General features: G+C 52.9%; 21 protein-coding genes. 10 read left to right on the top strand and 11 right to left on the bottom strand.

Going from position 1 to position 26494, the window contains the following annotated elements:
- Window positions 1-35 precede the first annotated feature (35 nt).
- Both OO017_RS19140 and OO017_RS19145 read left to right on the top strand, forming a co-directional pair.
- Window positions 36-257: a DUF2795 domain-containing protein gene (locus tag OO017_RS19140; RefSeq protein ID WP_073851278.1), complete on the top strand. Its 222-nt coding sequence runs from the start codon at window positions 36-38 to the stop codon at window positions 255-257.
- Window positions 258-344: 87 nt separating this feature from the next.
- Complete coding sequence (locus tag OO017_RS19145; protein ID WP_266054315.1) at window positions 345-1076, top strand: ABC transporter ATP-binding protein; 732 nt, start codon at window positions 345-347, stop codon at window positions 1074-1076.
- 573 nt (window positions 1077-1649) lie between these two features.
- On the opposite strand, the gene OO017_RS19150 is transcribed toward OO017_RS19145, so the two are convergent.
- Window positions 1650-2327 (bottom strand): 2-C-methyl-D-erythritol 4-phosphate cytidylyltransferase, encoded by a 678-nt coding sequence (locus tag OO017_RS19150; RefSeq protein WP_266054316.1) that lies wholly within the window; start codon window positions 2325-2327, stop codon window positions 1650-1652.
- Window positions 2328-2469: 142 nt separating this feature from the next.
- A complete protein-coding gene (gene queA / locus OO017_RS19155; RefSeq protein ID WP_266054317.1) occupies window positions 2470-3516 on the bottom strand; it encodes a tRNA preQ1(34) S-adenosylmethionine ribosyltransferase-isomerase QueA in 1047 nt (348 codons plus the stop codon).
- A gap of 202 nt (window positions 3517-3718) precedes the next feature.
- On the opposite strand from queA, the gene OO017_RS19160 reads away from it, so the two are divergent.
- Window positions 3719-4966, top strand: coding sequence for an ABC transporter permease (locus OO017_RS19160; RefSeq protein WP_266054318.1), 1248 nt, complete (start codon window positions 3719-3721; stop codon window positions 4964-4966).
- Window positions 4967-5113: 147 nt separating this feature from the next.
- Window positions 5114-5977, top strand: coding sequence for an LOG family protein (locus OO017_RS19165; RefSeq protein ID WP_266054319.1), 864 nt, complete (start codon window positions 5114-5116; stop codon window positions 5975-5977).
- Window positions 5978-6077: 100 nt separating this feature from the next.
- Here OO017_RS19165 and OO017_RS19170 read toward each other — a convergent pair whose 3' ends face one another.
- The 3 genes from OO017_RS19170 to OO017_RS19180 are packed head-to-tail and all read right to left on the bottom strand — an operon-like array spanning window position 6078 to window position 11997.
- Complete coding sequence (locus tag OO017_RS19170) at window positions 6078-8174, bottom strand: hypothetical protein (protein WP_266054320.1); 2097 nt, start codon at window positions 8172-8174, stop codon at window positions 6078-6080.
- Between the two features lie 44 nt (window positions 8175-8218).
- Window positions 8219-9289 carry a DUF4249 domain-containing protein gene (locus OO017_RS19175; RefSeq protein ID WP_266054321.1) on the bottom strand — a complete coding sequence of 357 codons (1071 nt, stop codon included), beginning with the start codon at window positions 9287-9289 and terminating at the stop codon, window positions 8219-8221.
- Between the two features lie 11 nt (window positions 9290-9300).
- Window positions 9301-11997 carry a TonB-dependent receptor gene (locus OO017_RS19180; protein ID WP_266054322.1) on the bottom strand — a complete coding sequence of 899 codons (2697 nt, stop codon included), beginning with the start codon at window positions 11995-11997 and terminating at the stop codon, window positions 9301-9303.
- Window positions 11998-12294: 297 nt separating this feature from the next.
- Between OO017_RS19180 and OO017_RS19185 the strand changes: the two genes are divergently transcribed.
- From OO017_RS19185 to uvrA, 3 genes are all read left to right on the top strand, one after another.
- A complete protein-coding gene (locus OO017_RS19185; RefSeq protein WP_266054323.1) occupies window positions 12295-12690 on the top strand; it encodes a DUF202 domain-containing protein in 396 nt (131 codons plus the stop codon).
- A 55-nt stretch (window positions 12691-12745) separates the two neighbouring features.
- Window positions 12746-13129: a YidH family protein gene (locus OO017_RS19190; RefSeq protein ID WP_266054324.1), complete on the top strand. Its 384-nt coding sequence runs from the start codon at window positions 12746-12748 to the stop codon at window positions 13127-13129.
- 120 nt (window positions 13130-13249) lie between these two features.
- A complete protein-coding gene (gene uvrA / locus OO017_RS19195) occupies window positions 13250-16159 on the top strand; it encodes an excinuclease ABC subunit UvrA (protein ID WP_266054325.1) in 2910 nt (969 codons plus the stop codon).
- A 63-nt stretch (window positions 16160-16222) separates the two neighbouring features.
- Here the strand turns inward: uvrA and OO017_RS19200 are convergent, their stop codons facing one another.
- Both OO017_RS19200 and OO017_RS19205 read right to left on the bottom strand, forming a co-directional pair.
- Window positions 16223-16795 (bottom strand): DUF4142 domain-containing protein, encoded by a 573-nt coding sequence (locus OO017_RS19200; protein WP_266054326.1) that lies wholly within the window; start codon window positions 16793-16795, stop codon window positions 16223-16225.
- A 79-nt stretch (window positions 16796-16874) separates the two neighbouring features.
- The gene (locus OO017_RS19205; RefSeq protein ID WP_266054327.1) at window positions 16875-17456 is read right to left on the bottom strand and encodes a DUF4142 domain-containing protein; all 582 of its coding nucleotides are present in this window, start codon (window positions 17454-17456) and stop codon (window positions 16875-16877) included.
- 231 nt (window positions 17457-17687) lie between these two features.
- Between OO017_RS19205 and OO017_RS19210 the strand changes: the two genes are divergently transcribed.
- Window positions 17688-18371 (top strand): ABC transporter ATP-binding protein, encoded by a 684-nt coding sequence (locus tag OO017_RS19210; RefSeq protein WP_266054328.1) that lies wholly within the window; start codon window positions 17688-17690, stop codon window positions 18369-18371.
- Window positions 18372-18449: 78 nt separating this feature from the next.
- Here the strand turns inward: OO017_RS19210 and OO017_RS19215 are convergent, their stop codons facing one another.
- The 4 genes from OO017_RS19215 to rpoN all read right to left on the bottom strand — a co-directional run bounded on the left by OO017_RS19215 (window position 18450) and on the right by rpoN (window position 22975).
- Entirely contained in the window at window positions 18450-19157 is a 708-nt protein-coding gene (locus OO017_RS19215; protein WP_266054329.1) for a TapB family protein, read from the bottom strand.
- A gap of 161 nt (window positions 19158-19318) precedes the next feature.
- The gene (locus tag OO017_RS19220) at window positions 19319-20101 is read right to left on the bottom strand and encodes an enoyl-CoA hydratase-related protein (protein WP_266054330.1); all 783 of its coding nucleotides are present in this window, start codon (window positions 20099-20101) and stop codon (window positions 19319-19321) included.
- Window positions 20102-20797: 696 nt separating this feature from the next.
- Window positions 20798-21418, bottom strand: coding sequence for a hypothetical protein (locus tag OO017_RS19225; protein ID WP_266054331.1), 621 nt, complete (start codon window positions 21416-21418; stop codon window positions 20798-20800).
- A gap of 120 nt (window positions 21419-21538) precedes the next feature.
- Window positions 21539-22975, bottom strand: coding sequence for an RNA polymerase factor sigma-54 (gene rpoN, locus OO017_RS19230; protein WP_266054332.1), 1437 nt, complete (start codon window positions 22973-22975; stop codon window positions 21539-21541).
- Between the two features lie 349 nt (window positions 22976-23324).
- On the opposite strand from rpoN, the gene asnS reads away from it, so the two are divergent.
- Window positions 23325-24764, top strand: a complete 1440-nt coding sequence (gene asnS, locus OO017_RS19235) for an asparagine--tRNA ligase (RefSeq protein ID WP_266054333.1) — start codon at window positions 23325-23327, stop codon at window positions 24762-24764.
- A 181-nt stretch (window positions 24765-24945) separates the two neighbouring features.
- The gene (gene kynU / locus OO017_RS19240) at window positions 24946-26220 is read left to right on the top strand and encodes a kynureninase (protein ID WP_266054334.1); all 1275 of its coding nucleotides are present in this window, start codon (window positions 24946-24948) and stop codon (window positions 26218-26220) included.
- Window positions 26221-26494 lie beyond the last annotated feature (274 nt).

Consider the following 26494-nt stretch of genomic DNA (forward strand, 5'->3'; position numbering starts at 1 on the left):
TTTACACACGCCAATAAGTTAAAGGAGAAAATACTATGTACTGGACACTTGAATTAGCTTCATACCTGGAGGACGCACCCTGGCCAGCCACTAAAGACGAGCTGATTGACTTTTCTATCCGCTCTGGTGCCCCTATGGAAGTTGTAGAGAACCTGCAAGCACTGGAGGACGATGGACAGCCTTACGAGAGCATCGAGGAGATCTGGCCTGACTATCCTACCAAAGAGGATTTCATGTTTAACGAGGATGAGTACTAAAAATTAGTAATTACCAGTGAATAATGGGTAATTGCCCCTGAGGTTGAAACCTTAAGAGATCACTCATTAGTCATTCATCATTACTCATTGAACTCTGTCGTCGAAGTAAAAAATCTGGTTGCGGGTTATGGCCAGCGGGTCCTGATCCGCAACCTTTGCTTTTCTATACCTTCCCCTGCCTTTGTGGCTATTATCGGCCATAACGGCGCTGGCAAAACTACGCTCTTCCGCGCCTTCCAGGGCAAAATAGATTACCAGGGGCAGCTGTTGGTGCAAAACCACGACCTACGCCACCTCTCCAACCCATCGGGCAAGGGCCTGCTAGCTTACCTCCCCCAGAAAAACGTTGTCAACTTCCCTATTAAGGTGCACGACCTGGTGGTGATGGGCCTGTTCCGGAAAAAGCGCTTTTTCGAGAATTATACTTCGGAGGACTATGCCCTGGCAGCCCATACGCTGGAGCAGCTGCAACTCTCCCACCTCATAGACCACGATTTTACCACCCTCTCCGGCGGCGAGCAGCAGCTGGTGTGGCTGGCGCAGCTGATGCTGCAGGACGCCGACATTAACCTGCTTGATGAGCCTACTCAGCAGCTGGATGTATACTATAAGAACCAGGTATTCGGGCTACTGCAGAGCTGGGTAAGTGAGCGCCGCAAAACCATCCTTTGCATTACCCACGACCTGCAGAACCTCATGACCATGGAGGGCTACCTGCTGAACCTCTCCAAGCCAGAGCCAATGCTTGAAATTATCTCGCCGGAGACGGTGCTGCAGAACCAAGCGTTTCTGGAGGCGGGGCGGCAGCCGGTGCAGTAGAGATTTACTGGCTACATTGGGTAGTTATACTTTGCTGTCTATACTTCCATAGCCGCTGCTTTTTGTAGCTTGAAACAAGCTATCCTTCCTAGCTGCCGTTCATCCTCAGCCTTACGAGCGGCTCGTTTCATCTCCGGCCTTGGCTCCCTCCAGCCCGGGAGGGCTCGTCTTCCCGCATCGCGCTGGGAGCTTTCCTTTGCTCGCTATCGCTTTGCAATCCCGCTCTCGCGGGACCGAAAAACTCCAAAGGCGCTCAACCCAAAGACTGGTATCCGGTTCGATAGCCATCGCTATACCACTTGAACCGAACTCCCTTTCCTGTTTTGGGGGTAGGGGCCCTCTCCTTTTCTCGAGGGCTGGGGAGAGGTATGATTCCCCTCCGAGGAGGGGCTAGGGGTGGGTTCATACTTTTGCTGATGCCAGCCATCCCCAACTATGGAACTTACACTTCAATGTCAGTCATTACAGGCTCCCCGCCTTAGGCAAGGAGAGGAAGGGGTGGTTGGCCTCAGTATGCTAGACTCTTTTCCCATATGCTATACCAGCTACACCCGAACCCACTATATATTGAGCCTAAACCTGCTTTGCAAAAGCCTCGGCAAGTATAAGGTCTTCGGGCGTGGTGATTTTGATGTTGCGGTAGCTGCCTTCCACTAGCGTAATCTTCTCGCCTATACTTTCCACCACCGAGGCATCATCGGTAAAATGCTCCTGCTCAGGTTGCTCGTAGGCTTTGCGAAGTATACTTGCCCTGAAAACCTGCGGCGTTTGCACCAGTTTATACTTTGCGCGCGGCACCGCACGGCTCCCCTCCTCCGTCAGCTCCCGGATAGAGTCTTTCGGGGATACAGCCACCACGGCGCTGCCATACTTCGCGGCCTCCTCAAAAGCAGCCTGAATGGTCTCTGTCTCCACAAATGGTCGCACGCCGTCGTGCACTGCCACAAGCCCCTCTCCCATCACGGCATCCAATCCATTCTTAACCGACCTGAAACGCGTAGCCCCTCCTGGCACGGTCATATGGAACAGCTTAAAATTGTGCTTCTGGCAAAGGCTGCGCCAGGTGTTCAGCTGCTCCTGCGGCAGCACCACCACCAGCCTGATTTGCGGGTTATACTTGTAAAACCGCTCGATGGTGCGCATCAGGATGGGCTTTCCCGCTACTTCTATAAACTGCTTGGGCAACTCGTGCTGCATGCGGCTGCCGCTGCCGCCAGCTACTATAATCGCATATTCAGGGGTTTGTGCCATGTTGCAAAGTTAGAAAGTTTAGAGTTATATAGAGCCGCAATACTTTGCGCCTGAAAGGCAGCGAGTACACTTAATCCCTGTTAAAAGCAAAAGCCCCAGCTTTTTGAGGCCAGGGCTTTATACTTTTTGAGGTAATTTATACTTACAGGATCAGCATTACGTCGCCGTAGCTAAAGAAGCGGTAATTCTCCTTCACAGCCTCCTCGTACGCCTTCATCACCAGATCATACCCGCCGAAAGCAGCAGCCATCATCAGCAGCGTGCTCTCAGGCATGTGGAAGTTGGTAAGCAGGCAGTTCGCGATCTTGAACTCGTACGGAGGGAAGATAAAACGGTCTGTCCAGCCTTCGTTCGCCTTCAGGCGGCTGTTAGCTGATACCGACGACTCCAGGGCACGCATGGTAGTGGTACCGATGGCGCATACGCGCTTCTTGCTGTCCAGCGCCTTGTTTACGCGCTCGGCAGTGGCGGCAGGCACCATAAAGTTCTCCGAGTCCATTTTGTGCTTGGTCAGGTCTTCCACATCCACCGGGCGGAAAGTACCCAGGCCAACGTGCAGCGTGATCGGCTCCACGTCCACACCTTTGATCTCCAGGCGCTTCATTACCTCTTTGGTAAAGTGCAGGCCAGCCGTTGGGGCAGCCACAGCGCCTACGTTTTTGGCATACACCGTCTGGTAACGCTCGCGGTCCTCCGGCTCAGCCTCGCGCTTGATGTACTTTGGCAGCGGGGTTTCGCCCAGGTCGTTAATGGTTTTGTAAAACTCCTCGTCCGGGCCATCAAACAAAAACTTGATGGTACGGCCACGCGAAGTGGTGTTGTCAATCACTTCGGCTACCAGGTCGCTGTCGCCGAAGTATAGTTTGTTGCCCACGCGGATCTTACGGGCCGGGTCTACCAGCACATCCCACAGGTGAATGTCCTTGTTAAGCTCGCGCAGCAGGAATACTTCAATCTTGGCTCCTGTCTTTTCCTTGTTGCCATACAGGCGCGCCGGGAATACCTTGGTGTCGTTCACCACCATCACGTCGCCTTCGTCAAAATACTCCAGGATGTCTTTAAAAACGCGGTGCTCTATTTTTCCGGTATCGCGGTGCACGACCATCATACGGGATTCGTCGCGGTTCTCAGAAGGGTGTGTGGCAAGGTAGCTTTCAGGAAGCTCAAACTTAAATTCAGATAACTTCATATATCAAATATTACGGTATTTGGTTCTTATACTTGTAGCAGTACGTCCGGTTATACAACAGTAGAACCTCCCGCTGAGGTTCATAAACAACCGCCTACTAAAAAACAAAAAATCAAGCCGCAAATTTACTCAGTTTGACCGAATAATTCTTACTTTTAAGGAAATTACTTGCCACTGTTTTACCTGACCTAAGAAGAAAACCATGATCTACCTCCGCCTGATAGCAGAAAGTTTCCGCTTTGCGTGGCAGGCTTTGCGCGCCAACCTGCTGCGCACCATCCTGTCGTTGCTAGGCGTAACCATCGGTATCTTCGCCATCATCTCGGTGTTTACCCTGGTAGACTCCCTGGAGCGCAACGTGCGCGACAGCATGAGTTTTATCGGCGATAAGGTGATCTATGTGCAGAAGTGGCCCTGGTCAACTGGAGGAAGCTATCCGTGGTGGAAGTACTTTCAGCGGCCGGAGCCTACAGAGCGTGAGTTCAGGCAACTGGAGCGCCACATCACCAACAGCAATGGCGTGGCGATCTTCTCCAGCAAGGGAGGCAACACCTTTAAGCAGAGCAATAACAGCTACTCCGATGCTGATCTTATGGGCGTTTCTTACGATTACCCAAAGGTGAGCGAGGTGCCGATTGTAGAGGGCCGCTACTTTACGCCGCAGGAAGCGGATGCCGCCCGAAACGTGATGGTGATAGGCGATGAGGTAGCCACTACACTTTTCCCCTTCGGCAACCCTGTCGGGCAAGACTTGAAGGTGGCAGGGCAAAAGTTTACTATTGTGGGCGTGATAGAGAAACAGGGCGAGAACATGTTCGGAATGCCTAACATGGACCAAATGGGTATGATCCCGTATAGCACCTTCTCTAAAATGTATGATGTGGGCCCCGATGGCATGGGCTCCACCATCGCCCTGAAGGGCCGGGAAGATGACCCCGGGCTGCTGGAACTGGAATACGAAACAAGAGGCCTGATGCGTAACATTCGTGGCCTTCGCCCCCGCGACGAGGACAACTTTGCCATGAACAGGCCCGAAATGATCCAGGAAGCTATAGGAGGCTTCTTTCAGGTGGTTGGTCTGGCAGGCTGGGTAATCGGTGGCTTTGCCATACTGGTGGGCGGCTTTGGCATTGCCAACATCATGTTCGTATCAGTAAAGGAGCGCACCAACATCATCGGTATACAGAAATCGCTGGGTGCCAAAAACTACTTTATACTTTTCCAGTTCCTGTTTGAGTCCGTGTTCCTGAGCCTGCTGGGCGGCGGCATTGGCATCCTGCTGGTGTTTCTGCTCACGCTTATCCCGCAGGACATGATGAAGATTACGCTCTCGGTGGGCAACATTATACTTGGCCTCGGCGTATCCGCCGTTATCGGTATGCTGTCTGGCATTATACCTGCCGTGATGGCCTCAAACTTAGACCCCGTTATTGCTATCCGATCAAAATAAAGCTATATTTACATGTTTGGCCCTTCGGTTTCTCCCCCTCACAGGAGCTGCCCGGCCAACCCTGATTTTTAATATGTGATGAAGCGTGCCCGCGATTTACCGGGCACAGGGGGTGAAAGCCTCCGATGAAGATGACGAGAAAGAATTATGACAAAGCTTAGAAAAACGAGCAAAACCAAGCTGCACGACGAGTCGCTGAACACAGGAAGCGGCCAAACCATTCTGAAACCGGATGTAAACGACAATAAAGCCAGGTCGGTAACCGACCTGCGCGAGAGTGGCCAGTCCACGGCTGCCCCAGCCTCTGAGGAGGACAAGAAAATACGCCAGGCCTTTGTAGACAAGGACTGGAACGAGATCAAGATCGCCGACTCCTGGCAGATTTTTAAAGTAATGGCCGAGTTCGTAGATGGCTTTGAGAAGCTGGCCAAGATCGGTCCCTGCGTTTCTGTATTCGGTTCAGCCCGCACCAAATCCGACAACAAGTACTACATTATGGCCGAGGAGATCGCCGCCAAACTGGTGCGCCACGGCTATGGCGTGATCACGGGTGGCGGACCGGGCATTATGGAAGCCGGCAACAAGGGCGCGCACTCTGAGGGCGGTAAGTCTGTTGGCCTGAACATTCAGCTGCCCTTCGAGCAGTTCAACAACATCTACATCGACTCCGACAAACTCATTAACTTCGACTACTTCTTTGTACGCAAGGTGATGTTCGTGAAGTATGCGCAGGGCTTTGTGGTGATGCCGGGCGGCTTCGGCACCTTGGATGAGCTGTTTGAGGCAATCACGCTGATCCAGACGAAGAAGATCGGTGCCTTCCCGATCGTGCTGGTGGGCCGCTCCTATTGGCAGGGCTTGTTCCAGTGGATCGAGGACGTGATGCTGAACATGGAGACCAACATCAGTGCCGAGGACCTGGAACTGGTGCACATCGTGGATGACGCCACAGAGGCCGTGAAGATCATCGACGAGTTCTACAGCAAGTACCTGCTGTCTCCGAACTTTTAACGGGAATTATACTTTATACTTACAAGAAAGCCCGCTGCCATGGCAGCGGGCTTTCTTTATTCTAGCGGATGCTATACTTGATTAGCGTTTGCAGCCCTCCTTATTTAACCAGGCTTACCTGGAATTCGGTTTCTCCTTTCACTGGCACACCTTCGGCGGTTTGGCCCTGCACTTTTATGACAAATGTGCCCGTCTCATCAGAGGTCAGGAAGGAGAAGGAGGCTGTGCCATCGGCGTTGAGCTGTAGCTGCGGCTCCCAATAAACTAGCTGCCTGAAATCAGGAGCGGATTTTATACTTTCTGTCTCTGAAAAAGACGCAGGTACAAATTCTTTAGGACGGTTGTACTGCCCAAACAGTACGGGATAGCCTTTTTCTTTTAGTCTTTCCCTAGCCTCGCCGCTTTTCGTATAGACGGCAAACATGCCGTTTTCTGCCACAAAGCCCAGGTTGCCGGCATACAGGCTTTCCTCCATCCAGGCCAGTTCAAAGGAGGCAATGTCATTCAGGTCGAGGGCCAGGATTTCCTCCATGCTTTTCACCACCACGCCATCTATAAGGTAAATGGGCTCCCCTTTCATCATCCTTTTGACCCCAGGCCTCACGTAAAGCAGCCGCACCACATAGCGATCCTTCTTTTTGCTGAGTCTCAGGTTGGTGGTTGCCTCCCGTATAGCTTCCTCTACACTGTTAAAAGTCACGTATTCGTCCAGCCTGTAAACCCTGTCTGCGGGAAGCGTTGCAACCGGCGCGGTGGCATGAGGCTCTGTCAGCCCATAGGCCTCGTTCACTCTTTCTCTGTTCTGATGCTGCAGCGCATAGTTTACCACACTCTCGGGGAGTGCCTGTACAAAGGCTGTATCAATTGCAGTGCTGAAGTCGGTGCCCTCATACGGTTCGTCAATGCCCTCTTTTACAAATGCATCCACCAGGGATTCATGACTGTAAACCATATCCGTTTTACCAGACACTAACCTTTCCCAGAGCTCATGGTCCGGAACAGACACAAACGCCTGTCCGTCTTCTGCACCGCCCCAGGCAGCAGAATGTGTCGCCAGCGGCATCGCAAAGCCGGGTTTTATACTTGTAACAGCCACTGCCAAGTCTGCTTCAGCAGGTTTTCCTGGTCCGTTAGCCGCCTGGATGGCCACAGTTACCAACTGCCTTGGGCTATATTGCTGCCTGTCAGGAGTTATACTTAGCGTAGCTGCACCCTGATGCCTCAGTACCTTTTGCTCTGCCTCGACTAAACCTCCCGGGTTGAGCAGTAGCAGCCTCACCGCCTCCCCTGCTTTGGCCTGCCAAGGCACCACCACGACTTCACTGGAGTTACCCTGCTTTGAAAAGTATACTTTACCACCAGCCTCTGCCACCAAAGTATAACGCCAGGAGGAGGGATTAGTGACCCTTACCAGCAGTTCATCTTCCGCTTGCCTCTCCACCGCCAGCGCTAAACCGTTTTGTTTGCTTTCAGGAAAATTTACTTGTTTTGGTGAGTAGCCCTGTGCCTGTACCTGCACCTGGTATTGCTCCTGCCCCTCCGGTTTAAATCTCAGCAAAGCCAGCCCGGTATCATCTGTCCTGAAAGAGGCCACTGTATCGCCTTCTGAGCTTGTTATACTTCCGCTGGCCACCTGCCCAACACCTGCCATGTTTGTAACGGCAACCGTCATTTTAGAATCGACACCGGCCACCAGACTGCCTCCCTCCGGGAAGAATTGCACATGCATCGGCTTATTTTCCTGGCTTGTTAGCTCACCCCGCAATCCCTGCACTTCGCGCGCATTCACGATTAAAAGCTGCTCGCGATACTGTTGGCCTTTGCTGTAGTTCCGAATCCAATTAGTGGTGGCAAGCAACGTATAAGCACCTGAAGGAAGGTTTTCCGGAAGCAATATATCGCCGGAAGCCACGCCTGCCGTCAGCATGAGCCGCTGCCTAAGTATAAGCTTCTCCTGCTTATCCAGCAGCTCTACATACAAAGCCCTGCTGGGGGGTGTTGATGAGCTTTTATTCAGGAAGGCTTTAAACCAAAGGCGCTCGCCTGCGGCATAGTATGGCTGGCTGTGCACCACCCTTACCTGCTCGTCAGCCAAAAGCACTTGCACTTGCTGCACCCCGGATGCCTGCTGCGCCTTGGCCGTCAGACTTAGTAGGGGCAGCAGTAAAAGTATAAGCTGTTTTAGTGTAGCTCGCATTGTTTGTTTAAGAGTCAGGATGAAGGATTGGGTGAAGGAAGCCATTAGAATCCTTTCGGCCGTTGGTCTGTTACGTTAGGGTACAAGCCCAGATAGCGACAATCGCCCTTCGGAACAGTGTATGTCAGGCCCGGAAAGGGTGCATAGAGGTAACGCGGGATCACGATGTAACGCTCTGTCAGGGATGAGGCCCCGAAATAGCCTATCACCTGCTCCTCCGGATTAGTTGTACTGAACAGATTTCCCCTAATCTGGGCCGGAGGCGGATCGAAGATGCTGCCCACACTGGACTGCTGCTCATTAAAGAGGCGCCAGAACTCGTAAGCCTCTGCCGTAAGCGAATACTGCCGGACCTTTACGCGGTACTTAGTAGGGATATCAGCCGGAACCACAACTATGGCATGCTCAAAGAGCCTTCCGTTCACCAGGCGGTCATCGGCGGTGGCAATCTTCGTGTTGATACTGCCTTTGTTAGACCAGCATAAGCCCGGAAGTGGCTTTTTTGTATAATAATCTATGCGATCCTCGGTGTCTGAAAAGTACTCGAACACGCCCTCCGTGTCCCAGCGGTAGAAGTTACCACGCTCCTCCAGGTCCCGTGTCTGCACTTTCACATCAAAGCCCACGGTTCTTTTCTCCACAAGGGCGCCTGCCGCATTCTCCACCACGTTGATGAACTCTCTGAACTCATACTTAATGTCTTGGATAGGTGGCACCGGCACCAGCAACTCCGGCCTAGATTCATACTCCCGCCCGTCTGGCAGCCGGATGTATAAAGTATAGCTCTCCCCAATTTGGGCCTTGAACTCACTCTCAGGCAAAGTATAAACACCGTATTCGCCTTCGGTTAGCAACATATTATTGTTCCGGGCATCCTTGACCATCACCTCTGCCCCGTAAACCGGCTGCGTCAGCACAGTCTTGTCGTCTCCGTTAAAGGGCGCAGTCCAGGAGAGCGCTACCTTGTTCAGGTCTGGCCTGTTCTGGTCTGTGATCATGCCGTCCACCACAAGCGATTTTCTTTCGGAACCTGTCTCAAGTTCAAAAGGCTCTACGCATGCTGGCAGGGCTAGCACCGTTAGCACCAGCGCCCAAAGCCAGTTCTTCCGTTTCATTCTCTCCCGCATTATCTTGTTATCTTAAAGTTGTAAGTGATGGCCGGCACAGCTGACCCGATTACAGAAAGCCTGTACGCCTGCGGTATGGTGCCGCCATAGATTGGCTTAAAGAACACGGAGTATGGGTTTTTGCGCCCATAGAGGTTGTACACAGAGAATGTCCAACTGCTTATCTTGTTCACGTTGCGCTTGTTGGTGCCATCAATGGTGAGGGCTACATCCAGGCGGTGATAGTCCGGGATGCGGTGCTGGTTGCGCTCGCTGTAGTTTACCATCAGCAGCCCACCGATTTTGGAGACGGACTCCGGATAGGTAATGGGCCTGCCCGTGCTGTAGGTAAAGTTAGCGGAGAGGCTTATCAGTCGGCTCAGCTGCTGGTTCAGCACCATGGTAAAGTCGTGGGGTTTATCGTAATTGGATGGGAAGAAACTGCCTTTGTTGATCTTTTCCTCCTCCGTTGGCCCGTTAACCTGCCGTAACGACCGTGAGAAAGTATAGCTGGCCCAGCCTGTAAGCTTCTTCCCTTTCCTGCGAACCATCAGCTCCAGGCCATAGGCCTTCCCGTCGCCCGGCAACAGATCTGCGTCCAGCGTGTTGTTCAGCAGCAGGCGCGCCCCGTCCTTGTACTCCACCAGGTTGTGCATTTTCTTGTAGTAGCCCTCCGCCGATAGCTCTATGCTGTTTTCCTCCAGGTTCTGGAAAAGGCCCAGCGCCACCTGGTCGCCAACCTGCGGCTTCAGGTAGGGGTTGCTGGCTTTCCAGATATCCACTGGGGAGGCCGCCGCTGTGTTGGAGATCAGGTGGATGTACTGCACCATGCGGTTATACCCCAGCTTGACGGAGCTGTTCTCGCCCAGCGCCACACGCAGGGCAGCCCTGGGCTCCAGGTAGTTGTATCGCTTAATCAGCTCTCCGTCAGCAAACTGCAGCGTATCGATGATGCTGGAGGCACGCCTCGGCACCTCCGGGTTGTACACATATACATCACCAGGCCCCAGGTTAAAGTAGGAGGAGTAGCGCAACCCGTAGGAAACCGATATGCCCGGACTTATCGTGTACTCATGGTCCAGGTACACAGCTGTTTCCAGGGATTTTTCCGAGGGCATGCTGATGTGCGCCAGGCTGGACTGCTCTGACCCAGGTTTAAGCACTCCAGGATTAAGATTGTACGAGGTAACCGCGAACCCCAAGCCTAATTTATGCTGAGCAGAAGGCTCGTAGCCCAGGTCGGCCTGCAGAAGCTTGTACCTGATGTTAGAATCCAGGGAGTAGTTGTAGGGGGCCGTTTCAGCGCTTACGCCATACTTGTAGTCTCCGGCCACAGCCGTAACTGTTGAGAGCAGCTTGTTATTGAAAGTATGGTTCCACTTTACCGTGCCGGTGGCCGTACCCCAGGCATAAGTGGTGTCGGCCCCAAATCTGAAACTGTCGCGGCTCAGGTAGCCGGATACCGTAAGCTGGTCTTTCTCGCTGAGCACATAGCTCAGCTTCGCATTGAAATCGTAGAAGTATGCATCGCTTTCCCGCACCGATTTATCCGGCACATACCTTAGCAACAGTTTCGGGTATGCCCCTCTGCCTCCCAATACAAACGAGGCTTTGTCCTTCACGATAGGGCCCTCCACCATCAGCCTGCTGGACAACAGCCCGATGCCACCACTAACAACAGGAGCTTGCTTGTTGCCATCCTTCATTTTCACGTCCAGCACCGATGATACGCGCCCGCCATACCTCGAAGAGATACCGCCGCGGTAGAGTGTCACGTCTTTCACCATGTCAGGATTGAAGACAGAGAAAAAACCGAACAGGTGCGAAGAATTGAACAGAGGCGCATCGTCCTGCAGGATCAGGTTTTGGTCTATGCTGCCGCCGCGCACGTTGAAGCCGGTAGCCCCCTCGCCTACTGTCGTTACGCCCGGCATGGCCAGCACGCTCCGCACCACATCCACTTCACCCAGGAAAGCCGGCACCGTTTTCACATCTCTTATGCTGAGTCGGGCAACCCCCATGTCCAGGCTCTTCACGTTCTGGTCGGGCGCCACAGCCGATACTTCTACCTCGCGCAGCTCTTTTGTCACTTCAAAGAGCTCTACATCCACGATCCTGCTCTGCTGCAGTTTCAGTTTGCGCCTGTCGGTTACCATGCCCACGGTTCTCACCTCTAAAGTATAGTTTCCAGCCGGAACGGAGAAAGTGTAGTACCCTTTTGCATCTGTAACAGTGCCTTTTTTCAACTCTTCTATCAGCACTGTAGCACCTATCCCCGGCTCCTTGGTTTTGGCCTCGCGCACGTGGCCGCTCAGGGTTACCATCCTGGCTGTTGATTTCGAAGCAGCAGACTCCGCTAAGGCAACATTGCCTGCTGAGTCGTCGTCGTCTGCATCAGAGCTTAGCCTTGGCACCAGCACCACTGTCTGCCGGTCGTAAAAGATAGGGAACAGCTGTGCGGGGGCCAGGATCTTGCAGAGTGCTGAAGGCAGCGGGGCGTCCTGGAAGGACTGTGATACCGCTACGTTATCCAGCCACTCTTCCTGGTAAAATATTCTTAGCCCGTGCCGCTCCTGCAAACCTGACAGAACAGTCCGCAGCGGCACCTTGTTATAGGTAGCGGTAACGAGCTTGTCTGGATTCTGCTGTGCCTGCGCACCGGCTGCAGCCATAAGCAGCCCTACAACAAGTATGGCAAAGAGACAAAATCGGTTCATCAGGTTATTGGTAGTAGTTGGTTTGATGCGGAGACACTGTGCTAGCACCCTGTTTTGAACGCCTTTATGCACAAAGCAATATATACAGATATTATCTCATCTCAATCAGGCGTATATCCTTAAATGAATATTTTTTTCATCGATTCTACCATATAAAAGGAAGGACTGCCGTTACAGCATTTCCTCACCAGCAGCGCCACCAGCCACTTTGTACTTTTACCGCCCCGGCTACCTTGCCCCAGGCCATAAATACCCTTGTCTATTATCCCCATCAGTATGGCATTCGTATAAACTAATATGCTGAGCCCGGATACAGAGAAGATAAAGAAGCTGAAAAAAAAGCTGAAGGTGCAGGAGAAGAAGAACACCGAGATACGCGCCCAGATGGCCATGCAGCGCACCATCTTCGCCAACGAGCGCACCCTGATGGCCTACCTGCGCACGGCTATGACAGTGTCTGTGGGAGGTTTCTTTGCAATCAAACTCTCGGATGACCTTTACCTGGAGGTTATCGGCTCCATACTTATACCTGTTGGTGTTATTCTGGCCATCTACAGCTTTCTAAGGTACAGGTACAAGCAAAAAATCATTGAAGGGCACCATCAGGATTACTGCCCTACCAGCCACGAGCACGAGCGGGCACATGCCAGTTCAGAAAAGTACAAAGACGACGGCGTAGATGGCCTGGTCTAGGCATTGCCCATACCCTGTCGTGCATCCTCCGTATATTCCTGCAAAAAACACCACTATGTCGGCCTCAGAACAGGAAGAGATAAGAAAACTGAAAAAGCAGCTGAAGAAGCAGGAGAGGAAGAACACCGAGATACGCGCCCAGATGGCCATGCAGCGCACCATCTTCGCCAACGAGCGCACCCTGATGGCTTACCTGCGCACAGCGATTGCTATTATAGGTGGCGGTTTTGCAGCGGTTAAACTCTCGCAGCACTTGTATATGGAGGTTATCGGCATTATTATGATGCCTGTGGGAGTCGCCCTGACCATTTACAGTTTTTACAGGTACTTCCAGAAGCAAAAGGTTATCAAGGCCCAACGTGAGGGTTACGCCCATACCAGCCATCTGCACGACGAGCTGCACGAAAAACAGGCCTCCAGCTACGGCAACACAGACTAAAGTATAGCCACCATACGCTAAACCATTTACCCCGTATTTCTGTTAAGATAGGTTGGCGCGCCGCAACGGCAAAGCGCTGATATTTTTGTACCTTTGCTATTTAAAATCAAGCATTCCTGAATGGCTTTTAACCAAGCGCAAGAAACCACGACCGGCACCGCTGCCACTGCCTTCTCCCAGAACGGGGAAGCCCAGCAGATTGAAGTATACGGTGCCCGCGAACATAACCTGAAGAACATCTCTATTAAGCTGCCGCGCTACAAGCTGGTGGTGTTTACCGGCATCAGCGGCTCGGGCAAATCCTCACTGGCTTTTGATACGATCTATGCCGAGGGGCAGCGCCGCTACATGGAAACTTTCTCGGCTTACGCCCGCTCATTTATGGGCGGCCTGGAACGCCCTGATGTGGACAAGATCGAAGGCCTCTCGCCGGTTATCTCCATTGAGCAGAAGACCACCAGCCGCAACCCTCGCTCCACGGTAGGCACTATCACCGAGATCTACGACTTTATGCGCCTGCTCTGGGCGCGTACCGCAGAGGCTTACAGCTATGTAACAGGCGAGAAAATGGTGCGCCAGAGCGACGACCAAATCGTGAGCCACATCCTGGAGCACTTCGACGGCAAGCGCATTGTGGTGCTGGCGCCGGTGGTGAAGGGACGTAAAGGCCACTACCGCGAGCTGTTTCAGCAGATCCGGAAGATGGGTTTTATACGCGCCCGCGTTGACGGAGAGTTGGTGGAGATTGAGCCGAAGATGCAGGTGGACAGGTATAAGATCCACGACATCGAGATCGTGATCGACAAGATCGTGGTGAAGGAGGAAGACAGGTACCGCTTGTCCAGCTCTATCCAGAATGCGCTGACGCACGGCAAAGGCACCGTGCTCATACTTGATGCGGACGCCGATAAAACGCACTTCTTCTCGCGCCACCTCATGGACCCGGCCACCGGCATTGCCTACGACGACCCGGCTCCAAACTCTTTCTCCTTTAACTCACCTTACGGTGCCTGCCCGGTGTGTAACGGCCTGGGAGAGGTGCAGGAAATCACAGAGGAATCGGTGATACCGGATAAAGACCTGAGCATACGCCGCGGCGGCATTGCCCCGCTGGGCGAGTACCGTGACATCTGGATCTTTAAGCAGATCGAGGCGCTGTTCAAGCACTTCAAAGTATCGGTGGCTACGCCGATAAAAGACCTGCCCGAGGAAGTACTGCAGGTGCTGCTCTACGGCCTGGAGGAAGACCTGGAGGTGAAGACCAAAAAGGGCAATTACATCGTGGAGTTTGAAGGCATCATCAACTTCCTCAAAAACCAGATGGAGTCTGACTCTGACAATATCCGCAGCTGGGTAGAGGACTTTACCCAGACCAACACCTGCCCGGAGTGCAACGGCTACCGTCTCAAAAAGGAGTCGCTGCATTTCAAGATTGACAACAAAAACATCGGAGAACTCTCCGTTCTGGACATAAACAAGCTAGCTGCCTGGTTTGAGGGGCTCGAGGAACGCCTGAGCGAGCGCCAGAACGTGATTGCCCGGGAACTACTCAAGGAGATCCGCAAACGCATCGGCTTTCTGCTGGATGTGGGCCTGGACTACCTGAGCCTGCACCGCCCGGTGCGCACGCTGTCCGGTGGCGAGAGCCAGCGCATCCGTTTGGCCACGCAGATCGGCACGCAGCTGGTGGGGGTTTTATACATCATGGATGAGCCAAGTATAGGCCTGCACCAGCGCGACAACGAAAGACTCATCAACGCCCTGAAAGACCTCCGCGACCTGGGCAACTCCATCATTGTGGTAGAGCACGATAAGGATATGATCATGCAGGCAGACTACGTGGTGGATATTGGCCCTGGGGCAGGTATACACGGCGGGCAGGTGGTGACAGCCGGCACGCCGGAAGAGATGATGAAGGCCGGCACCACCACTGCCAACTTCCTGAGCAACCGCCGCGGCATTCCCGTGCCGCGTGTAAAGCGCCCGGGCACCGGAGAAGTGCTAAGGCTGATCGGGGCAACTGGCCATAACCTGAAAAACGTGGCGCTGGAGCTGCCGCTGGGCAAAATGATCTGTGTAACCGGCGTGTCGGGCAGCGGAAAATCCTCCCTGATCCACGATACGCTGTACCCTATACTTAACACGCACTTTTTCAGGGCCAAACGCGAGCCGCTGCCTTACAAAAGTATAGAAGGGCTGGATAAAATAGACAAGGTGATCGAGGTGGACCAGTCGCCGATTGGCCGCACGCCACGCTCTAACCCAGCCACCTATACCGGCGTGTTTACCGATATTCGCAGTTTGTTTGCGCAGCTGCCGGAGGCGAAAATCAGGGGTTACTCGCCGGGCCGTTTCTCGTTTAACGTGAAGGGCGGACGCTGCGAGGCCTGTGAGGGTGCGGGCATGCGTACCATCGAGATGAACTTTCTGCCGGATGTGTACGTGCCCTGCGAAGTATGTAAGGGCAAACGCTATAACCGGGAAACGCTGGAGGTGCGCTTTAAAGGCAAAAGTATAACTGATGTGCTGGACATGACCGTGGAGCAGGCCGTAGAGTTCTTCGAGAGCCAACCACGCATCCTGCGCAAGATCCAGACCCTGAACGAGGTGGGCCTGGGCTACATCACGCTTGGCCAGCAGGCCACTACCCTATCCGGCGGTGAGGCGCAGCGCGTGAAGCTGGCAACCGAGCTATCGAAAAAAGATACCGGCCAAACACTTTACATTCTGGATGAGCCTACCACCGGCCTGCACTTCCAGGACATCGAGCACCTGACCGAGGTACTGCACAAGCTCACAGACAAGGGCAACTCGGTTCTCATCATCGAGCACAACCTGGATCTGATAAAAGTGGCCGACTGGATCATCGATATTGGCCCGGAAGGTGGCGAGGGTGGCGGTACGATTGTGGCGTCCGGAACACCGGAAGAGGTGGCCGCGGCAGGCAAAGGCTATACTTCGCGCTTCCTGAAGGAGGAGCTGCAAACCAGCCATTACCATGAGAATAGTGAGGAGGCTCCGAAAAGCTAAGCACTATACTTCCAGATAAAGTATAAAACCCCGCTCCTATACATTGGGAGCGGGGTTTTATACTTATAGCTCGTCCAGGGAATCCTGCAGCCTCTCCAGTACCTGCTGGTGTTGCTTCAGGAGCGGCACCTGCTTGCTGGCGTACTGCTTCAGTTCCATTACCTGCCCGTTCTTAGCCATATCGCTGTAGCGGTCTACCATGTTTTTGTTCTGATCCGCTATACTTTTCAGGTAAGCCAGGTCAAAGGTAATGCCTGATTTATCGGTTATCTCCTGGTAAACCTCGTGGTGAGATTCCCCTAAGGTAGATGGCAACACAAAGTTACTTTGCTCCGCCACATCACGCAGGTCGTTCAGGATGTTCTGGTGTGCCGTAACCATCTCCTGCGCCAGCCCCTTCACCTCCGGGCTAACAGCCTTGCCTTCGGCCGCCTCGCCTAACTGCACCTGCAGCATACTTGCGCTTGCCGCTTCGGCAGCAAACAAGGCGTCATTCTCCATATCTTCCTTCACTCCGGCAGCCTTAAACTGCTCCACACTTTGTTCGGCAGCTTGGCTAATGCTGTCGTCGGGGCCACAGGCGGTAACAAAAACCAATGCAATTAGGGCAAAAACGTTCCGTATACTCTTTCTCATAGATTTTCAGTTTAATATGTAAAGCACCTGCAAGATAAGACTTACAGATACTTTATGAAAACCAGCTGTACCGCTGTGTTTATTGCTTTGCCTGCAGGGTGCTGTCTATCTGCTCAGCTTGCTGCAAGTGTTCGCGCAGGGCGGTCAGGGTTTTAGAAGCGAAAGCTTTCACTTCGGCATCCTCCAGGTTGTTCGAGGCATCCTCAAAAGCCTTTACATCTTCCTCGTGGTCGCTTACCATCAATTCCATGTACGCTTGGTCAAACTCAGCGCCTGTTTTATCCTGCAGCTCCTTTACATTGTCCATGTGGTCCTGGCCCATGCTGTCGGGCAAGGTAATGTTCTTTTGCTGCGCCAGCGCCTTCAGCTCCTCATTCACTTTGCTATGGTCTGTCACCATTCTGGAGCCAAAATCTTTTACCTGCTGGTTCTGCGCTTTTTCCTGAGCCATTTTACCTAGTTCCACCTCCATCATGCCGCCGCTGGCCGCCTTGGTCATAAAGTCAGACAGTTCCTGGGCCTGGTCTTCCATTTCAGTATCCTCGGCCATCGCCTCGTTTGTTTCCTGGGCCTCCTCTACTGCGCCCTCCTGTTGGTTACAAGCCACTACGCCAAATAAAAAGGCACCGGATATCAGTCCTGTTGAAACAATTTTTTTCATAGTTATAGTGTGTAGAGTTACGTGTTGACCTTTTACCAGAAATTGTATACGCCTTACAAGAAACGGAGTTATTAAAAGCCTTAACAACTGGTTAGAAGCATATTTAAAAGCATACTTGCGCGCATACAAAATTAATCTTTTAAAGATGAAACATAAATATACTACTATATGTAAATCATTGCAGATACTCCTCTTACCCACTTTGTTAAGCTCAACCAAAATAAGCATGCCATGAGAAAAAGCAAGTATGTTTTCGGAATTACCTGGCTGGTGCTGCTGCTGGCGCTGCCATTTACCCAAGCCTTTGCACAGGACGCCAGCGACACTACGTACACCACAGATATTGCCCAGCAACGCATTATAAAGCTGCACCCGCTGCAGATCGGCGAGGTATACTTTTCTTACGAGAAGATGCGCACCGAGCGGATATCCAATGAGTTTGGCATTAGCTATGTGTACCGCGGGTACTTTAAGAGCGATGATTTTTTGCCTGACGATGTGAAGGCAGGCGGGGTGCATATGCGTATGAGCCAGCGTTACTACACTTCTAAGAAGCATGATGGGGTGCCACTCGGTTTCTTCCATGGGCCGCTGTTCGGGTACCGTTTTATGGTGTTTGAGGAGGGCGTTTTTAATACAGCTTTCGAGGACCCCGGCAGCAGCACGGTGGGACGCCTGTACCAGAACTCCCTGGAACTGAATTACCAACTGGGTAGCCAGTTTATGCTGGGTAAGGGGTTTACCATGGAAGTTTCAGCGGCCTTAGGCGCCCGCCTGAAAGTGGCAATGGCCAAAGGTGCCGACGACTTGCTGACGGAGAACATTATCGGGCATGCGCTGGTGGCCGAGCGGAACTCCGCCATCTTTATTGTGCCTTCGCCGCAGCTTAACATCTCTGCCGGGTACTCCTTTTAGGAGCTTACTATACTTTAATAACAAAAGCGGCGTCCTGTGCAGGGCCGCCGCTTTTACGTGAACTATGGACTAAGGCAACTACTCTATCTTACTGAGCACCGTGTACGACATCAGTTTGCCGTTGCGATAGGTCTCGGTGCGCACCATGCCTACTTCTGGCACATAATACTCTACTGTCTCCATGCGCATGCCCGGCATTTTCATGCCCATGGCCCGGTTCTCCATTTCGGTGTTGTATCTTATTTTATAGCTTTCATAAGTACCAGCCGGCACTTTTATACTTTCCTTGCCCTCCACGGTGCGGTCTGTCACTTTCATCACCATGGTCATCATATTTTGCCCGCTGCCTTTGTCTTTCATCTCCATGGTTATGGTGCCGTCTTCCAGCTTCTGCCCCGCCTGCAGGCCGGTTGGGTAAAGCATTTTGTCGCCTTCCATGGTCATCTCCATATTCTGTTGTGCCCCCATTTGGTTTTGGTTCATCAGGGAGTTCATGTCCATCCAGATGCTTCCGTTTTCACACCCTACCTTAAAGTCGCCCTCGGTGGCAAGCTTACCCTTATCGTCATACACCTGGCTGTGGATGGTGGCCTCCACCTTGTCGCCAGAGCGGTCTACGTTGGTCACGTTATAGGTCATGCGGCCGGTTTGTTTGTCTCTTTGGTTATAGCTCAGCAATTCATACTTTGCGTTTTCGCGCAGCAGCTGGTAATCGCTGCAAGCGGTTTGAGCCTTTGCAGGCAACACCAGCAACATCAGACAACACATCAGCAGTAGGCGTAGCATTCGGGGCATAATCATTACAGCTAAATTTAAAAATACATAAAAATAATTAAATTAGTTATACGTGATGCCTGCCTGTAAGTCTGAAGAATGTTTAACAAAGTATAAATAAAAAGAGCCGGACGCGGTGCCCGGCTCTTGTACAAGTATAATTTCTGTTAGACCTACGCCCCCTTAAACTGGGGTTTGCGCTTCTCGTTAAAGGCCGTCACGCCCTCTTTATAGTCTTCGGAGTTGCCGGCTATTTTCTGGCAATAGGCCTCGTAGTCCAGCATTTCATCTAAAGTAGAGTTGAAGGACTTATTCAGCATCTTCTTCATCAGGCCAATGGCTTTGGTTGGGCCAGTGGCATAACGAGCGGCCAGTTCGGCCACGGCGGCATCCAGTTCCTCCGGGGCCACCACCTTGTTCACCATGCCCAGCTGCAGCGCCTCCTCTGCCGATACTTTGCTCCCCAGCGTGCTCAGTTCAAAAGCCTTCAAGGAGCCCACCACGCGCGGCAGGAAGAACGACGAACCGGAATCCAGCACCAGGCCCACGTTTACGAATACCTCGATCATACTTGCCGCCGTGCTGGCCACTACCATATCGCAGGCCAGCGCCAGAGAACAGCCGGCACCGGCCGCCACACCGTTCAGTTTGCAGATGATGGGCTTAGGCAGGTTGCGCATGGCGCGTATGATGGGGTTATAGCGCTTCTCCAGCGATTCGGACAGGTCGCGCTTGCTGGCGCTGGCGATGGCTTTCAGGTCCTGGCCGGAGCAGAAGGCCCTGCCGGCGCCGGTCAGCACCACCACCCGCACATTCTCATCGCGGCTTACCTGCTTCAGGGCATCCTGCAAGTCGTAACTCTGCTGGTCATTGAAGGCATTGAAAACATCGGGACGGTTCAGCGTAATGGTGGCCACGCCATCCTGCACTTCATATAAAAGGCACTCGTAGTTCATGTGTTCTAAGGTTAGTTTTGATCAGTAAGTAAAGGTATTGATTATGGGGGTAAGAGTAAAGGGGCGCGCGGCATTGGCTGGTATTGTTGTTGTGTTAGAGGATTATACTTGTCGGTTTATACTCCCCCTTTCTGGCGCAAGTCATCAGACTTGTGTCTTTTTATAGTGTTGAGTTTGTAACGCAACTGGCTTAAAAAGCCATACATGTGCTTTGGCTATACTTTTATACTTGTCGATTTATACTTTATCCCGCTGTTCCGGACATCCTTGTCCGGAACCTTTCTGCCGCGGACTTCCTAGTCCGCATACTTATACTTGCCTCGTCTAGTCGCTGCTTTCTGCAACCTGAGCCAAGCTATCCTTGCTAGCTGCTGCTGATCCTCAGTCTTGCTTGCCTATCGTTTCATCTCCAGCCTTGGCTCCCTCCAGCCCGGGAGGGCTCGTCTTCTCGCATCGCGCTGGGAGCTTTTCCTTTGCTCCTGCGTCGCAATGCCTCGCTGCCGCTCGTCACCGGAAAAACTCCAAAGGCGCTCAACGGACAGACTGGGATCAGTTTTCGATAGCCATCGCTATACCACTTGAACCGGACTCCCTCTCCTGTTTTGGGGTAGGGGCCCTCGACAAAGAAGGGGGCAGGGGTGGATGGACCCGGTACTGCGACCAGACACTGGCGGGACCTTCGGACGCCGCGAGGTCTTAGTACAGCGCCACCGATGAGCCAAGGGCCAGTAGCAGGCCGCTTCCGAAGCCCGCGTATACCTGGGCGGGGGTATGGGCCTGCAGCGCCAGACGCGCCGACATTACTGCGCCCGCCACAAAAACAACAGCAATGATCGGGTAAATCAGCATGGCCTCTGGAGCTAGCTGATGCAGCACCAGCAGCAGCCCCAGGGTGCCGCCTAAGCCAATGCTATGCGCGCTAATCTTCCAGAACTGCGATATTGCGAAGGCCAGAAACACCGAGGCGGCAATAATGCCCATCACAAAGTAGAACACGGCATCGTAGGCAGGCTCCCGGTAAAACAGGTAAGAGGTGGCGGCGTAACAAACAGCTGTGAACAGTAGCGGAAAACCACGCTGCTCCCGCCTGTCCATCTCCATAGAATCGAGGTAGCCGAGGCGCACCATGGCAAAGGCCCCTGCGGCAGGCAGCACAAAGGTGGTGAAGAAGATCATGGCCAGCACCACCCAGCGCACATGCATAGGCAACGTTAGCGTGGATACGGGCATGTAGTAAAGTATAATGGCGAAAAGGTAGGTGGGCAGCAGCAGCGGGTGAAATACTACCGATAGGGCTTTCGCGAGCGAACGATTCACAGAGCAGTTAAAGAGTTAGAAAGTTATAGCGTTAGAGAATTAAAAAGTATTCAGTCGCAATCTGCACGCATCTTGCCCCAAAATAAACAATTCAACCCTCCAACAATTTAGCAATTAAAGCTACAGTTCTTTACGTAAGCGGGCCACTGGTATGTTCAGCTGCTCTCTGTACTTGGCCACGGTGCGGCGGGCAATGTTGTAGCCTTTCTCGTTCAGCAGTTTCTCAATCTTCTCGTCGGAGAGCGGCTTGCGCTTGTTCTCATTGTCGATGATCTCTTTGAGGATATGCTTCACCTCGCGGCTGCTGGCGTCCTCGCCGGAATCGGTGGCGATGCCTTCTGAGAAGAAATACTTAAGCGGGTAAATGCCGAACTCCGTCTGCACGGCCTTGCTGTTGGCCACGCGGCTCACGGTACTGATGTCCATGCCGATCTCCTCGGCAATATCCTTCAGGATCATCGGGCGCAACTCACTTTCATCGCCCTCCAAAAAGAAGTCGTGCTGGTACTTGATAATGGCCTCCATGGTGCGCAGCAGCGTGTTCTGGCGCTGGCGGATGGCATCTATAAACCACTTGGCCGCATCCAGCTTCTGCTTTACAAACGTCACCGTCTCCTTCAGTTTCTTGTCCTTCTTATCCGATTTGTCATAGGCGTCGAACATGTCGGCGTAGGAGCGGCTGATGCGCAGGTCCGGGGCGTTGCGCGAGTTAAGCGAAAGCTCCAGCTGGCCGTTGTTGTTGGTAAGTATAAAATCGGGGATGATGTACTGCACGCGTGTCAGGCTGGCACCGGCACCGCCCGGCTTCGGGTTCAGCCTTGTGATGGCATCAATGGCGCGCTTCAGCTCCTCCTCCGACACATTGAACTTGCTCTGTATCTTCTGGTAATGCTTTTTGGTGAATTCATCGAAGGCCTGCCGGATAATGCGCTCGGCAAGTATGGTGGTGGCATCCTGCTCGCGGCGCTCGAGCTGCAGCAAAAGGCACTCGGGCAGGTCGCGGGCGGCGATACCGGCCGGGTCGAAGGTCTGGATCAGGTGCAGCACCTGCTCTATCTCCTCCTCAGTGGTCTCGATGTTCTGCGAGAAGGCCAGGTCGTTGGCAATGGAGCGCAGGTCACGGCGGATATAGCCGTCGTGGTCGATGCTGCCGATGAGCTGCATGCCTATGTTATACTGCTTGTCGTCCAGGTCTAGGAAGCCCAGCTGGTCCAGCAGCGAGTCGGTGAGGGTAGAGGTCATGGCGATAGGCATTTCCTTATCCTCATCATCACCGCCACGGTCGCCCTGCATTTTATAGCCGCTCACCTCGTCATCATTTAGGTAGTCGTTCAGGTCGATGTCATCATCCTTACCATACTCCTCCTCATACTCATCAGACTCGCTATACTCTTCGGCGGGCTCCTCGCGGCCTTCTTCCAGGGCGGGGTTTATCTCCAGCTCTTCTTTTATGCGCATCTCCAACTCAGCAGTAGGTATCTGCAGCAGCTTGATAAATTGTATCTGCTGCGGCGATAGCTTCTGGGATAAAAGTTGTCTTAAATCGAGTCGCTGCATAGTTTTCAGAGAAAAATCAGTGCCTTTCTGTGCACTTCCAAATTTAGGATAATTTTACTCGCATTTACAAAAAAGGTTAAAATATCGTTACTTTGAGGGATTTTCGAAAAATCGCAAGTAGCAGGGCCTAAGCGCAATGCTTTTACAAGTATGGCAGCACTTTTCGCCAGGCCAAAGTACAAAGCCGTGGCTGCCGCCATACTTGCAGAGAACGCCACTTTGCTGCTTTAAAGTATAGCCGGCGGGCCGCAGCCAGAAGTATAAGGGTAGCAGACTGCCGCATCATTTTTAATTTATATTTTTAGAGGATAAACTGTACCTTCAGGGTAAGGTAACAACAACCATACACATGCAACGCACAAAAGTTAAAGATCTGCTAAAGGGGGCCGAGGTAGGCAAAGAGGTATTGCTGAAAGGCTGGGTGCGCACGAAGCGCGGGAATAAGTATGTGAGCTTTATCGCCGTGAACGACGGCTCCACGATAAATAATTTACAGGTAGTAGCCGACGCTGAGAAGTTTAGCGAGGAAGCCCTGAAAGATGTGACCACGGGTGCTGCCATTGCCGTAACCGGCGAGTTGGTTGCCTCGCAGGGCAAGGGACAGGCTTTCGAAATTCAGGCTACAAGTATAGAGGTGCTGGGCAAGGCCGACCCGGAGACGTACCCGCTGCAGAAGAAGGCGCACTCGCTGGAGTTTTTGCGTGAGATCGCGCACCTGCGTTTCCGTACCAACACGTTCGGCGCCGTGTTCCGCGTGCGCAACTCCCTGGCATTTGCCGTGCACAGGTTCTTCAACGAGAAGGGCTTCGTGTACATGCACACGCCGATCATTACCGCATCGGATGCGGAGGGTGCCGGTGAGATGTTCCGCGTAACCACTTTGGACCCGATCAACCCGCCGCTTGCTGAGAACGGGCAGGTAAACTATGAGGAGGATTTCTTCGGCAAAGCCACCAACCTGACGGTATCGGGGCAGCTGGAGGGCGAACTGGCGGCCATGGCCTTCAGCGATATTTATACTTTCGGACCAACTTTCCGTGCTGAGAACTCCAACACCACGCGCCACCTGGCCGAGTTCTGGATGATTGAGCCGGAAATGGCTTTCTACGACCTGAAAATGAACGCCGACCTGGCCGAGGAATTTATCAAGTACATCATCCGCTACGCGCTGGAGCATAACCGCGAGGACATTGAGTTCCTGGGCCAGCGTTTGGTAGAGGAAGACAAGAGCAAGCCGCAGAACGAGCGCCAGGAGATGACGCTGCTGGAGAAGCTGGAGTTTGTGGTGAATAACGATTTTGAGCGTGTTACCTACACCGAAGCCATCGACATTCTGCTGAACTCAAACCACTACAAGAAGAAGAAATTCCAGTACGAGGTGAGCTGGGGCATTGACCTGCAGAGCGAGCATGAGCGCTACCTGGTGGAGAAGCACTTCAAGAAGCCGGTGATCGTAACCGATTACCCGAAAGACATCAAGGCCTTCTACATGCGCCTGAACGACGATGGCAAAACCGTGGCCGCCATGGACATACTTGCCCCGGGCATCGGCGAGATCGTGGGAGGTTCGCAGCGTGAGGAGCGTATCGACATACTTGTTGAGCGCATGAAAGGCGTTGGCATACACGAAGAGGACCTGTGGTGGTACCTGGATACCCGCCGTTTCGGTGGCTGCCCGCATGCTGGCTTTGGCCTTGGCTTTGAGCGCATGGTACAGTTCGTTACCGGCATGGGCAACATCCGCGATGTGATTCCTTTCCCGAGAACGCCGCAGAACGCAGAGTTTTAAGCGCGTTTATACTTACAGCAAGCCCGGCCATACTTTGGCCGGGCTTTTTTGTTGGGCTGCAACAGCTTAAGCTTGCCTCTCTCCCACTGCGCATAATCCCTTCAAATGCTTATCTTAGCAGCACAAAGCAATTTATAGCTGCCCCGGCGGCTTAAAGTATAAAGCACACCCGCACAACACCATGAACTATCAAAACACACTTGCCTTTGCGCAGGAACAAGACAGACAAGACCCACTTTACCACTTCAGAGAGCGCTTTCATTTTCCGCAGGTAAACGGCCAGGACGCCATTTACTTCTGCGGCAACTCCTTGGGCATGCAGCCTAAATCGGCGCAGATGTACATCGACAATGAGATGTATAAATGGGCGAACCTGGCTGTAGAGGGCCATTTTAAAGGCGAAGAGCCTTGGTTTGACTACCATAGGTTGCTAACTCCTGCTGCTGCCCGCGTGGTGGGCGCCAAAGAAAGCGAAGTGGTGATCATGAACCAGCTCACCGTGAACCTGCACCTGATGCTGGTATCGTTTTACCGCCCGGAGGGCAAGCGTTTTAAGATCATCACCGAGGGCGGCGCGTTCCCTTCAGACCAGTATGCGCTGGAGTCGCAAACGCGCTTCCATGGCTATAACCCGGATGAGGCTGTGGTGGAGCTGTTCCCGCGCGAGGGCGAGCACACGCTGCGCACCGAGGATATCCTGGCAAATATAAAAGAACACGGCGAGGAGCTGGCGCTGGTGATGATGGGTGGCATAAACTACTACACCGGCCAGGTGTTTGATATGGAGGCCATTACCAAAGCCGGCCACGAGGTTGGTGCCCTAGTAGGCTTCGACCTGGCGCATGCGGCGGGTAACGCTCCGCTTAAAATGCATGACTGGGGCGTAGACTTTGCCGTGTGGTGCACTTACAAATACCTGAACTCTGGCCCGGGCGGCACTTCCGGGGTGTTTGTGCATGAGCGCCACGGCAACAACCCGGACCTGCCGCGTTTTGCTGGCTGGTGGGGCCACGACGCCCAGGCACGATTCCAGATGAAGAAGGGCTTTATCCCGATGCAGGGCGCCGAAGGCTGGCAGGTAAGCAATGGACAGATCATACCGTTTGCCATACACCGCGCCTCGCTTGAGCTGTTTGACGAGGCCGGCATGGACAACCTGCGCGCCAAAAGCCTAAAGCTAACCGGCTACCTGGAGTACCTGATTGATGATGTGCACGCCGGAAAGGATGTGATGGAGATGATTACCCCTCGCGATCCGAATGCCCGTGGTTGCCAGATATCGCTGCTCGTGAAGAAGGATGCCCGCAAACTGTTTAACATGCTGATGGAGGCCGGCATTATAGTGGATTACCGCGAGCCGAACGTAATCCGGGTGGCGCCTACACCGCTCTACAACAGCTTCGAGGAAGTCTACCGCTTCTCCGAAATCCTACACGAGTGTTTGCAGGCGCACTAAGCTTATTTAAAGTATATTGTTTTTATTAGCAGCGGCTGGCTCTTTATAGGTCAGCCGCTTTTGTTTTTAAGGAAGCTGCAAATTCACTTTTATACTATTGCCAATATATAGTATATTCGTTAGTCCGGTTACGTTTATCCGACTACCGTTGGTTGGATAAACGTCATAGTGACGTATATCCAGAAGTTGGCCGTGATTGGGATTATTTTCAGGTTTTAAAGTGGCGTGTCTTTCAGGCTTTTTTAGGGCTGGGCGGCATCAAAGGCCACTAAAG

Origin of the sequence: Pontibacter anaerobius (assembly GCF_026241195.1) — a bacterium.
Taxonomy (GTDB): domain Bacteria; phylum Bacteroidota; class Bacteroidia; order Cytophagales; family Hymenobacteraceae; genus Pontibacter; species Pontibacter anaerobius.